Genomic DNA, 12,325 nt, shown 5'->3' on the forward strand with positions numbered 1-12,325 from the left:
TTATTCTTCCGTATTTGAAGCTCTCTCTGCCTCGTTTATTTCTTCCTCTTCCTGTTCAGGTTCAACCAGAGCAAATGTCACAATTTGTGCATCATCATCCAAACGCATGATTTTCACTCCTTGCGCTGCACGACCCGTTTGTGAGATATTATCAACACTTGTACGAATCACAACACCTGTATCAGTAATGACCATAATATCTTCATCACCATTGATAGCAGTCAAACCGGCAAGTTTACCTGTGCGGTCAGTGATGTTCATGACTTTAATCCCTTTACCACCACGACCTTTAACAGGATATTCACTCGCAATCGTTCTCTTACCTAAACCTTTTTCAGAAATCACTAAGACTTCCTGTTCATCATGAACAATCGCTGTACCAACAACAAAGTCGCCTTCACGCAGGCTGACACCTTTAACACCCGTAGCAGAACGGCCCATATCACGTACTACAGCTTCCTCAAAGCGTACGGAGAAGCCATTATGCGTTCCGATAATGATGTTTTCTTTGCCTGATGTGAGTAGAACATTGATAAGCTCGTCACCTTCACGAAGATTTAGAGCTTTGAGACCGTTAGTTCGGATATTAGCAAATTGTTGGGTATTGGTACGTTTGACTAAGCCTTTACGTGTTGTAAAGAACAGATATCTTTCTTCGTCTGACTTCACAACATTAATAATTGTTTGAATCTTTTCACCTTCATCAAGTTTTAAAAGATTGACGATAGGCAAGCCTTTAGCAGCACGACCGTATTCTGGGATTTCATAGCCCTTCATCCGATAGACACGTCCAAGATTAGTAAAGAAGAGCAAATGATCGTGTGTACTTGTTGATACCAGATGTTGTACAAAATCATCGTCGGACATGTTCATGCCCTGAACACCACGTCCACCACGTTTTTGTGCACGGAATTCGTCATTGCTAAGACGTTTGATGTATCCCTTATTTGAGAGTGTGATAAGAACATCTTCTTCCTCAATCAAATCTTCGTCTTCCAGATTCAAGACTTCTCCAACCAAAAGCTCTGTGCGACGTTTGTCTGCAAATTTACGTCTAATTTCACCTAATTCTTCTCGAATAATAGCTTTAACACGTTCTGGTTTAGCCAAGATATCTGCCAAATCAGCAATCAAGGCAATAAGTTCTTGATACTCATTTTCAATCTTGTCACGTTCCAAACCTGTCAAACGGCGCAAACGCATATCCAAGATAGCTTGCGATTGCTTGTCTGACAGTTGGAATTCATCCATCATCGCTTTTTGAGCAATTGCATCTGTTGCAGATTCACGGATAATAGTAATCATACGATCAATGTTATCCAAGGCTATACGCAAACCTTCTAAGATGTGAGCACGAGCTTCTGCACGAGCTTTATCAAAGCGTGTACGACGTTCTACAACTTCGATTTGATGCTCAATGTAGTCGGTCAAGATTTGTTTCAATGACAGAATCTTTGGCGTACCCTTTTCAATGGCCAACATATTAAAACCAAAGGATGTTTGAAGTTGTGTAAGTTTGAACAAGTTGTTCAAAATCACGTGTGCCGATGCATCGCGACGGACTTCAACCACTAAACGTACACCTTCACGACTTGACTCATCACGACAGGCTGTAATACCTTCAATACGCTTTTCTTGTGCCAAACGGACAATATGCTCATGAACTTTTGACTTATTGACCATATAAGGGAACTCAGTAACTACAATGCGTTCCTTACCGCCAGGTAATTCCTCAATTTCTGTCTTCGCACGAAGCGTAATTGAGCCTTTACCTGTTTCATAAGCACGGCGAATACCAGATTTACCCATGACTAGAGCACCAGTAGGAAAGTCTGGCCCAGGTAATACTTCCATCAAATCACGTGTTGTCGCCTCTGGATTTTCCATCAGCAAGTCAACCGCATCAATTGTTTCTCCTAAGTTATGAGGTGGAATATTTGTCGCCATCCCAACGGCAATCCCCGTTGTTCCGTTAACCAAAAGGTTCGGAAAACGTGCCGGAAGTACTTCCGGTTCTCGTTCCGTTCCGTCATAGTTATCAACGAAGTCAACAGTGTTTTTGTTGATGTCACGAAGCATTTCCAAGGCAATTTTTGACATACGTGCTTCGGTATAACGTTGAGCGGCAGCGCCATCTCCATCCATGGAACCAAAGTTCCCATGTCCGTCAACCAGCATGTGGCGATAGCTCCACCACTGAGCCATACGTACCATGGCCTCATAAATCGAGCTGTCTCCATGTGGGTGATATTTACCCATGACATCCCCGGTAATACGGGCAGATTTTTTATGTGGCTTATCAGGCGTTGTACCAAGCTCGTTCATTCCGTAAAGAATGCGGCGATGAACCGGCTTCAAACCATCGCGTACATCAGGTAGGGCACGTGCCACAATAACTGACATTGCATAGTCACGAAAGCTGGTTTTCATCTCCTCAGCAAGATTGACATTTATGATATTTTTATCTTCCATGTTCTCCTCTTTCAATGTATAAACACTGTCTCTATTATACCATAATTTCTTATTGTTTACAGTTGTTTTTAAATCTTTTGAATATACTTTTCCCTTGTAAATCAGGCTTATTTTGACAGTATTTCTAAATAAAAAAATAATCCTCATTGAGGATCATTTTTATTTTATTTTTGCTTCAATCACACGATCAATATCTTCGGCTACGGGATGGCCATTGCTTGCACGATCGGATAAATTCAAGTCTGTCAGTTCTGTTTGATAGACTTTTCCCACTGCTGAAGTTACCTCCAAAATCTGGCTCTTATCAGTTGGCATATCTTCTGCTTCTGCAGGACTGAAAAGATCAACTGTCTCTGAAAGTGGTGTCTTATCAGTATTGATCACACTGCCTGCTGAGAATACGGTATGCGGATTGGTCTTCAAAGGACGTAAAACCTGTAGGCCACGATTTGCTCGACTTGTTTCCGGAATATCCTCAGATTTTACCCGCTTGATAAAGCCACGTTGTGTGAGTAGGTACCAACTGTCTGTTTGCACAAAGAAGGCGGCCTTGACCAAATCTCCTGCTTTAAGATTCATTGCCTTAACACCAGTTGCTTTAGCCCCCACAACTGGAATTTCTGAGATGTTAAAGCGAAGGGCGTAGCCATTTTCAGAAATCAACATCACATCTTCATCACCTTTAACAATCGGTGCGATGGTTACAATACTGTCTTTGTCTCCTTTGAGTTTCCCGTAAACCATTGACTTAGAGCGGTATGTCCGCCAAGGTTTAAAGGAATCAAGTTCAACTTGCTTGATTTGACCAGCTGCAGTGACTACCATGTAATTTTCGCCAGACTCAAAATTATCAAGTACTTGTGCAAAGATAATTTCTTCATCGCTGGCAAAATTGTTCAAAGTTTGGGAGATATGCTCGCCAATATCCTTCCAGCGGACATCAGACAATTCATGGACTGGACGATAAATAACATTTCCAAGACTGGTAAACATCAGCAGGTGCTGCGTGGTCCGTGCGCCTGCTTTAACAAAGATTAATTCGTCATCCTCACGTTTACCAACTTCTTCAACATTGGAAGAGGCAAAACTACGTGGTGATGTGCGTTTAATATAACCACCACGCGTAACTGAAACAACCGTTTCCTCTTCCGCAATCAGTTGTTGCGCCTCGATCTCTATCGTTTCAACATTATCTTGTAGTTCTGAACGTCGTTCCTTGCCAAATTTTTTCTTGACTTCACGTAACTCACGTTTCATCAAGTTATAAAGTGTACGTTCATCATTGATAATCGCACGGAGTTCTAAAATCTTAACTTCAAGTTCAGCTTGTTCATTTTCTAGAGTTACGATGTCGGTATTAGTTAAACGGTAAAGTTGCAGTGTGACTATGGCTTCGGCCTGTTCCTCACTGAAAGCATAGCTCACTTTCAAGTTTTCCTTAGCATCTGATTTGTTTTCAGATGCACGGATTAAAGCAACGACTTCGTCCAAGATAGAGACCATCCGGATCAAACCTTCAACCAGATGTAATCTTTTCTCAGCTTTACTCAAGTCAAATTTTGAACGCTTAACAATAACGTCCTGACGATGGGCAATATAAGAGCGCAGAACAGGAAGAACACCGACTTGACGTGGCGTCATATTGTCAATTGCCACCATATTGAAATTATAATTAATTTGCAAATCTGTGTTTTTATAGAGGTAGTTAAGCACCAGCTGACTATTGGCTTCTTTTTTCAGCTCAATAGCAATGCGTAACCCTTCACGATCGGATTCATCACGCACTTCAGAAATTCCAGGCACTTTGGCATTTACGCGCACATCATCAATCCGTTTAACCAAAGTTGCTTTGTTGATTTCATAAGGAATCTCTGTAACAACGAGTTGTTCACGACCGCCTTTAAGTTTTTCAACTTCTACTTTTGAACGGACAGCAATGCGCCCTTTGCCTGTTTCGTATGCCTTTTTGATCTCACTACGCCCTTGAATAATGGCACCTGTCGGAAAATCGGGGCCGGGCATGAAAGTCATGATTTTTTCAACATCAGCTTTAGGATGATCAATCATATAGATTGTCGCATCAATAACTTCTCCAAGATTGTGCGGTGGGATATCTGTTGCATAACCTGCCGAAATCCCCGTTGAACCATTCACCAACAAGTTAGGAAAGCTTGCGGGAAGTACAGTTGGTTCTTTTTCCGTATCGTCAAAATTCCAAGCATGAGCAACCGTATCTTTCTCAATATCTTTTAATAAATACGAAGAAATTTCTGCCAAACGTGCTTCAGTATAACGCATAGCAGCCGGTGGATCACCGTCCATCGATCCGTTATTCCCGTGCATCTCAATCAAAGGCTCAAGCATTTTCCAATCTTGCGACAAGCGAATCATCGCATCATAAATCGAGCTGTCTCCATGAGGGTGAAAATTACCCATAACATTTCCGACAGACTTGGCAGACTTACGATAAGCTTTATCAAAAGTATTGCCATCCTTATTCATTGAATACAGGATGCGTCGTTGAACGGGTTTTAAGCCGTCTCGAATATCAGGTAGGGCACGTTCCTGAATAATGTATTTTGAATAGCGTCCAAAACGCTCGCCCATAATATCCTCTAAAGGTAGAGTTTGTATATTAGACATTAGTCCTCCAACAGTTATTTCATTTTTAAGTTTACAAAATGTTTTTTAAGAGGCAAAATCCTTTAAGTCCAAAATCATTTCAACATGTTTTATGCCATCTTCCAAAAAGGGTTCTGAATCTTCCTTGAATCCAAAAGAAGCATAGAATGCCCGGAGATAGTACTGCGCTTCAATACGCACTACAGGTTCTCGCCATGATTGAGCCAGAAACTCAAGAGCCTGTTGCATCATTTTACGCGCCGTTCCTTTGCCACGTTGGCTTTCCTTCACCAGTACACGGCCAATAGAGGCCTCAGGATAAGAAAGCCCCGCCGGTAAGATACGACAGTAGGATTGAATGGCACCTTCATCATCTTCTAACCACAAATGCAATGACTTTTGATCCTTACCGTCGACATCTTGATAAGCACATTCTTGTTCAACAACAAAAACTTCAGAGCGGACTTGTAAAATTTTGTAGAGTTCTGATCGCGTAAGTTCTTCGAAATTTTTAATCTTCCATGCCATATTTATCCCTCTTTTTCTATTTCGTTTGTAAAGTTAGCTTTCTGCATTTCCTTCAAAAAGTCAGAATGAATGGTTACTGTCTCATTATTATAAAGCGTAGCTGTCAGACTGTAACCCGTTGAATAAGCTGCTGTTATCGCTAAGCCTGTCACCTCGAATTTTTGCCAATTTCGCTGTGTATCTCTACGATAATAAACCAAATCTTTCGTAATTGGTAAGCTCAATTTTCGGCGAACTTCTTCCGTGATTGTCGTATCTATCTCACCAAACAAATCCATTTGTAAACTTTCGTTTGATACTAGTTGAGGTTTTGGTGGACGTGATAAATCTTGTAAGTATTGATAGAGACGTGCGGTGATAAGGCAATCATTGAGTGCATCGTGGCTGCGCAAATCAATACCTAAAACATCCTTAAAGGTTTCCAACTTATAGTTGGGCATCTGCACTAATTTTTTTGCTTCAGAAAGTGTATCGTAGACTTGAAAATGAGGTGCATCACCAATCTCACAATCTACTATCGCCTGATACAGAAAGCTGACATCAAAAGGCGCATTATGAGCCACCATCAAACTATCCCTTGAAAAGGCTATAAAATCAGGTAAAACTTCAGCTAGAACTGGTTGCCCCAGTAAGGAAGCCGGCCAAATTCCAGTCAGTTCTGAAATTTTAGTTGGAAGATAAGAACGCGTGGGTTTGATCAACTGATTAAAGCGCGCAATTTCTTGGTGCGATTGGTCATATTTGACAGCACCAATTTGAATAATTTCATTTTTTTGAGGACTAAACCCTGTTGTCTCAAAGTCAAATACTACGTAATGCTCCACCTTATCACATCCCTTTCTCATTTTTCCTAAAAATATGCAATTACTTAAAAGACTGTGTTTTCTTCCAATGTAAACTTCACATTGTTTTCAATCCATTTACGACGAGGCTCCACCTTGTCTCCCATCAAAACTGAAACCCGTTTTTCAGCTTGCGCTGCATCATCAATAGTTACTTGAATCAATGTACGAGTTTCAGGATTCATAGTTGTCTCCCACAGCTGGTCAGCATTCATTTCCCCTAGACCTTTATAACGCTGAAGCGTTGCTCCTTTGCCAAAAGTTTGACGAAGTTCTTCAAGTTCAGCATCTGTCCAAGCATAAGCAACTTTTTCTTTTTTGCCTTTACCTTGACTCATCTTATAGAGCGGTGGCAAGGCAATATAAACGTGCCCATTTTCGAGAAGAGGCTTCATGTAGCGATAGAAAAAGGTAAGAAGTAGGGTTTGGATATGTGCACCATCTGTATCCGCATCGGTCATAATAATTACTTTATCATAGTTCCGATCCGCGAGGGTAAAATCTGCTCCAACACCCGCACCAATAGTGTAAATCATTGTGTTGATTTCTTCGTTTTTAAGGATATCCTGCATTTTGGCTTTTTCAGTATTGATTACCTTACCACGCAAAGGTAAAATCGCTTGGAATTTACGGTCGCGTCCTTGTTTTGCTGAACCACCGGCAGAATCTCCTTCGACAAGGTAGAGTTCATTTTTATTAGGATTTTTGGTTTGTGCTGGTGTTAATTTCCCTGAAAGAAGTCCTTTGTCTTTCTTATTCTTTTTACCTGTTCGAGATTCTTCACGTGCTTTGCGTGCTGCTTCACGTGCTTCACGCGCTTTAATCGCCTTACGAATTAAATTTTGTGCCAGTTCACCATTCTCCAGAAGATAGAAAGTCAATTTTTCAGAGACCAGAGCATCAACTGCTGGACGTGCTAAGGGTGACCCAAGTTTATCTTTCGTTTGCCCTTCAAACTGCAAGTATTCTTCTGGTACAAGAATAGAGAGAACAGCTGTCAGCCCTTCACGATAGTCTGAGCCTTCGAGATTTTTATCCTTGTCTTTGAGTAAACCTGTTTTTCTGGCATAATCATTCATGGCTTTGGTCAAGGCCGTTTTAAGTCCAGCTTCATGTGTTCCGCCATCCTTTGTCCGAACATTGTTAACAAAAGAAAGGATATTTTCCGAATAACCATCATTATATTGTAAAGCTACTTCTACTTGGAAAGAATCTTGTTCCCCTGCAAAATATAAAACGGGTGTGAGCGTATCCTTATCCTCATTGAGGTAGTCTACAAAATCTTGTACGCCATTTTCATAGCGGAATTCTTCCTTAACTTCCTCTTCTCCACGCTGATCTGTAAGCGAGAGAGTGACGTCTTTCAAAAGAAAGGCAGATTCGTTTAACCTTTCCGAGATTGTTTGGTATTTAAATTCAATCGTCGAAAAAATCGTCGCATCTGGCATAAAGGTAACTTTTGTCCCTGTTTTAGATTTTGGTGCCTTACCTATTTGTTCTAATGTTGTTACAGGATGTCCACCGTTCTCAAAACGTTGACGATAAACATTACCATCACGCGTAATCTCTACTTCAAGCCAGCTTGACAAAGCATTCACGACGGAAGAACCTACACCATGTAAGCCTCCGGATGTTTTGTAGCCACCTTGGCCAAACTTACCACCCGCATGAAGGACAGTAAAGATAACTTCAACAGTCGGTTTGCCTGTAGCGTGCATTCCGACAGGCATTCCACGCCCTTCATCTTCCACAGTAACAGAGCCGTCTTTATTTAATATTACCGAAATCTTTGTTCCAAAGCCTGACAAGGCTTCATCGACAGCATTATCTACAATTTCCCAAATCAAGTGATGCAAGCCTGTTGAATCCGTTGAACCAATATACATCCCTGGGCGCTTTCTTACGGCATCAAGCCCTTCCAGGACCTGAATCGCGCTGTCGTCGTAATTATTTATATCTACCATTCATTATTCTCCATTTAAGCTAGCTCTAAACCAGCAGAAATATTCATCTTTCCTATTCTACATTCTTCAAGAGCCTTTGTCAAAAGTCTTTATAAAACAAACTGAGCTTTTTTATCCCTATTACCTAAAAAAATTAAATTTGAAAAGATTTTCTTTCAAAGAATCGCTAAAAATAGTCAACTTTTATGTTATAATTGTAGAGCTATTACAAACGTAAAAGAAAGATGATATGACTATAATAATTTTATGCATCGCTGCCTACCTTATTGGAGCGATTCCTGCAGGACTTTGGATTGGAAAGATTTTCTTTAAAAAAGATCTGCACGCGTATGGTTCTGGAAATACTGGTACAACGAATACTTTCCGTATTCTTGGAAAAAAAGCTGGCATCATTGTTTTCATCTTTGACCTTCTCAAAGGTACATTGGCCACACTTCTGCCTCTCATTTTCCATGTTCATGGTGTTTCGCCACTTATTTTTGGATTGTTAGCGGTCGTTGGTCACACCATTTCCGTCTTTGACAAATTTAAAGGTGGAAAGGCTGTTGCGACTTCAGCTGGTGTTGTTCTTGGATTTAACCCCGTTTTCCTCCTTTATCTGGCCGTAGTTTTCTTCCTCGTGCTTTACCTTTTCAGCATGATTAGCCTGTCTTCTATTTTAGGAGCCATTGCTGCACTGATTGGCGTTCTTGTTTTTCCTTATTTCCACTTTATTTTACCCGATTACGATCCCTTGTTTTCGGTAATAATTTTAGCCTTGGCTTCTATTATCATCGTTCGACACAAGAGTAACATTAAGAGAATAAAAAATAAAGAAGAATCTTTGGTACCATTCGGCTTAAACCTCAGCAAACAACACAATATATAGTATTTTACATAATTATAGACCACAATATCTAGTATCGATAACTTGACTAGGTATTTTTTTATACTAAAATAAAAGAATAAAAATAATGAAAAAATTGGAGAATAATTATGGTCACTGTATACTCAAAAAACAACTGCATGCAATGTAAAATGGTAAAAAAATGGCTCACAGAACACACTGTGGACTTTGAAGAAATTAACATTGACGAAAAACCAGAATTTGTACAAACAGTGCTTGATATGGGATATCGTGCTGCACCTGTCGTTGTCAAAGACGACGTTTCATTCTCTGGTTTTAACCCAAGCGAATTGGCAAAATTGGCATGAAATTAATCTATTTCAGTATAACTGGCCAAACACGTCGTTTTGTCAATAAAACCAATTTAGAGCATGAAGAAATTCTGCCTAACGATCCCGAATTTGAAGCAAATGAAGATTTCCTGATTATCGTCCCAAGTTATGCGGATGAAACTCCTGGAGCTGAAAAAAGCATGGACATTATGGACCCAGTCTTTGAATTTATGTCCTATGCCAATAACGCACAATACTGTAAAGGCATTGTCGGTACAGGAAATCGAAATTTTGCTTCTTTATATATATTTACCGCAAAAGAATTATCCGCTCAATTCCAAATTCCTATTGTTTACGATTTCGAATTTAATGGCACACCGAGCGATGTAGCTGCTGTCGAAGACATTGCAGCTCGATTAGAGTCTGGAGCAAACATCAGTCTCAAATCATAAATTTCACTAAAAATAAAAAATTAGCATGCGGGCGCAAAGCCCCGGAGAAATATATGTCACTTAAAAATCTTGAAGATGTTACGTACTTTACACTTAACAATCAAATCAATATCCCCGTTAACGGCTCTATTCCTTTAGCAAAAGACAAAGAAGCAATCACTGCCTTCTTCAAGGAAAATGTTGAGCCTAACACTTTCACTAAAGATACTTATGCCGAAAAAATTGAAGCCCTTCTAGAAGGCGATTACCTAGAAGAAGACTTCATCCGTAAGTATGAAATGAGTTTCATTGAACAACTTCATCAAGAATTGTTGGACTTTGGCTTTAAGTTTGATAGCTTTATGGCTGCTTACAAGTTCTATAATCAATACGCCATGAAAAACAACGAAGGTACACTCTATCTGGAAAACTTTGAAGATCGCGTCTTGATGAACGCGCTCTACATGGCTGATGGTGATACAAAACTTGCACGTAATTTAGCCTTTGCTATGGTTAATCGCCGTTACCAACCTGCTACTCCAACTTTCCTCAATGCTGGACGTAAACGCCGCGGTGAGTTTGTCAGCTGTTTCCTTTTACAGCTGACAGACGATATGAATTCGATTGGTCGTACCATTAACTCTGCCCTCCAACTTTCAAAAAACGGAGGCGGTGTTGGTCTTAACTTGACCAATTTACGTGGTGCTGGTGCACCAATCAAAGGTTACGATGGCGTTGCAGCGGGCGTTGTTCCCGTGATGAAACTTTTCGAAGATAGCTTTTCTTATGCCAACCAACTTGGACAACGTCAAGGGGCTGGTGTGGTTTATCTTTCCATTTTCCACCCTGATATTATGGAATTCCTCTCAACAAAAAAAGAAAATGCTGATGAGAAAATTCGTGTGAAAACTTTGTCACTCGGTGTAACTGTTCCTGATAAATTCTACGAACTTGCAGCTAAGGGCGAAGATATGTACCTCTTTGAGCCTTACTTTGTTGAAAAAGAATATGGTATGCCTTTTGCCCATGTTGATATTACAGCAGAATACGACAATATGCTCGCAAACGATAATATCCGTAAAATCAAAATCAGCGCGCGTGAGTTGGAGCAAGAACTCTCTAAACTCCAACAAGAATCTGGCTATCCTTACATCGTGAACATCGATACAGTAAACAAAGCTAACCCTGTCGATGGTGTTATCTCTATGAGTAATCTTTGTTCTGAAATCCTTCAAGTTCAAACACCTTCTGTGCTTAATGATGATCAAACATATTCAACATTAGGAACTGACGTTGCATGTAACTTGGGTTCAACAAATGTCATGAACATGATGACTTCAGGCGCAGACTTTGGAAGCTCAATTGAATCAATGGTTCGTGCCTTGACTTTCATCTCTGAAACTTCAAATCTTGACTCTGTACCAACTGTACGTAAAGGAAATAACGAAATGCGTGCCATCGGACTTGGTGCTATGGGGCTTCATTCTTTCCTCGCTAAAAACCATATCCATTACGACAGCAAAGCCGCTGTTGACTTTACAAGTGTTTACTTTATGCTCTTGAACTACTATACTTTAGTTGCATCAAATACACTTGCAGTTGAACGCCAAGCAACCTTCAAAGACTTTGATAAATCTGCTTATGCGGACGGCTCTTACTTCGACAAATACCTTAACCATGACTATTTCGCCGCTGTTCCAAACGAAATCCAAGAACTTTTCGCTGGTATTGCTGTACCTGGTCCAGCTGAATGGGCTGCCTTAAAAGAAAAAGTTATGCAAGGTGGACTTTATAACTCTTACCGTATGGCCGTTGCTCCTAATGGATCAATTTCTTATATCAACGACTGTTCTTCTTCAATTCACCCGATCGTTAACCGTATCGAAGAACGCCAAGAAAAGAAAGTCGGTAAGATTTACTATCCAGCCGCTGGTCTTTCAACAGATACCATTCCTTATTACAAATCTGCTTACGATACAGACATGCGTGCTGTCATTGACGTTTACGCTGCTGCAACAGAACATGTCGATCAAGGTTTGTCTATGACCCTCTTCATGCGTTCAACTTTACCTGAAGGCCTTTATGAGTGGAAAATTGCAAATAATAAAATGACAACACGTGATTTGAGTATCTTGCGTAACTATGCTTACAATAAAGGTATCAAAACTATCTACTACGTCCGTACCTTTACTGACGATGAAGAGGAAGTTGGCTCAAACCAATGTGAAAGCTGTGTTGTTTAAAAAAAGGAAATACTATGTCTGAACAAAATAACCAAAAAGTCCCTACTTACTATGCAGCCATTAAC

9 protein-coding genes are annotated in these 12,325 nt (G+C 40.3%); 4 read left to right on the forward strand and 5 right to left on the reverse strand.

What is annotated here, in order from left to right:
• From gyrA to parE, 5 genes are all read right to left on the reverse strand, one after another.
• Complete coding sequence (gene gyrA / locus LACDD01_RS03910; RefSeq protein ID WP_019292491.1) at positions 1-2,472, reverse strand: DNA gyrase subunit A; 2,472 nt, start codon at positions 2,470-2,472, stop codon at positions 1-3.
• A gap of 159 nt (positions 2,473-2,631) precedes the next feature.
• Positions 2,632-5,115, reverse strand: coding sequence for a DNA topoisomerase IV subunit A (parC, locus tag LACDD01_RS03915; RefSeq protein WP_061413270.1), 2,484 nt, complete (start codon positions 5,113-5,115; stop codon positions 2,632-2,634).
• A gap of 45 nt (positions 5,116-5,160) precedes the next feature.
• A complete protein-coding gene (locus tag LACDD01_RS03920; protein ID WP_019292489.1) occupies positions 5,161-5,622 on the reverse strand; it encodes a GNAT family N-acetyltransferase in 462 nt (153 codons plus the stop codon).
• Positions 5,623-5,624: 2 nt separating this feature from the next.
• On the reverse strand, positions 5,625-6,467 hold the full coding sequence (locus LACDD01_RS03925; protein WP_061413272.1) for a 3'-5' exonuclease: 843 nt from the start codon (positions 6,465-6,467) through the stop codon (positions 5,625-5,627).
• 23 nt (positions 6,468-6,490) lie between these two features.
• Positions 6,491-8,428, reverse strand: a complete 1,938-nt coding sequence (parE, locus tag LACDD01_RS03930) for a DNA topoisomerase IV subunit B (RefSeq protein WP_061413274.1) — start codon at positions 8,426-8,428, stop codon at positions 6,491-6,493.
• A gap of 229 nt (positions 8,429-8,657) precedes the next feature.
• Here parE and plsY point away from each other — a divergent pair, with 229 nt between their 5' ends.
• From plsY to nrdE, 4 genes are all read left to right on the forward strand, one after another.
• Positions 8,658-9,296, forward strand: a complete 639-nt coding sequence (gene plsY, locus LACDD01_RS03935; RefSeq protein WP_019293702.1) for a glycerol-3-phosphate 1-O-acyltransferase PlsY — start codon at positions 8,658-8,660, stop codon at positions 9,294-9,296.
• 107 nt (positions 9,297-9,403) lie between these two features.
• The gene (gene nrdH, locus LACDD01_RS03940; protein WP_019292485.1) at positions 9,404-9,622 is read left to right on the forward strand and encodes a glutaredoxin-like protein NrdH; all 219 of its coding nucleotides are present in this window, start codon (positions 9,404-9,406) and stop codon (positions 9,620-9,622) included.
• Positions 9,619-10,038 carry a class Ib ribonucleoside-diphosphate reductase assembly flavoprotein NrdI gene (gene nrdI, locus LACDD01_RS03945; RefSeq protein ID WP_019292484.1) on the forward strand — a complete coding sequence of 140 codons (420 nt, stop codon included), beginning with the start codon at positions 9,619-9,621 and terminating at the stop codon, positions 10,036-10,038. Before nrdH ends, nrdI begins: the two co-directional genes overlap by 4 nt.
• 53 nt (positions 10,039-10,091) lie before the next feature.
• Positions 10,092-12,260 carry a class 1b ribonucleoside-diphosphate reductase subunit alpha gene (gene nrdE / locus LACDD01_RS03950; protein ID WP_019293703.1) on the forward strand — a complete coding sequence of 723 codons (2,169 nt, stop codon included), beginning with the start codon at positions 10,092-10,094 and terminating at the stop codon, positions 12,258-12,260.
• The last annotated feature ends 65 nt before the right edge of the window (positions 12,261-12,325 follow it).

It is taken from the genome of Lactococcus sp. DD01, assembly GCF_001578715.1.
Taxonomy (GTDB): Bacteria; Bacillota; Bacilli; order Lactobacillales; family Streptococcaceae; genus Lactococcus; species Lactococcus petauri.

Bases quoted from the DNA above. Each gene is read 5' to 3' on its own strand.
- gyrA (WP_019292491.1), bottom strand. From the start codon at position 2,472: ATGGAAGATAAAAATATCATAAATGTCAATCTTGCTGAGGAGATGAAA.
- parC (WP_061413270.1), bottom strand. From the start codon at position 5,115: ATGTCTAATATACAAACTCTACCTTTAGAGGATATTATGGGCGAGCGT.
- LACDD01_RS03920 (WP_019292489.1), bottom strand. From the start codon at position 5,622: ATGGCATGGAAGATTAAAAATTTCGAAGAACTTACGCGATCAGAACTC.
- LACDD01_RS03925 (WP_061413272.1), bottom strand. From the start codon at position 6,467: ATGAGAAAGGGATGTGATAAGGTGGAGCATTACGTAGTATTTGACTTT.
- parE (WP_061413274.1), bottom strand. From the start codon at position 8,428: ATGGTAGATATAAATAATTACGACGACAGCGCGATTCAGGTCCTGGAA.
- plsY (WP_019293702.1), top strand. From the start codon at position 8,658: ATGACTATAATAATTTTATGCATCGCTGCCTACCTTATTGGAGCGATT.
- nrdH (WP_019292485.1), top strand. From the start codon at position 9,404: ATGGTCACTGTATACTCAAAAAACAACTGCATGCAATGTAAAATGGTA.
- nrdI (WP_019292484.1), top strand. From the start codon at position 9,619: ATGAAATTAATCTATTTCAGTATAACTGGCCAAACACGTCGTTTTGTC.
- nrdE (WP_019293703.1), top strand. From the start codon at position 10,092: ATGTCACTTAAAAATCTTGAAGATGTTACGTACTTTACACTTAACAAT.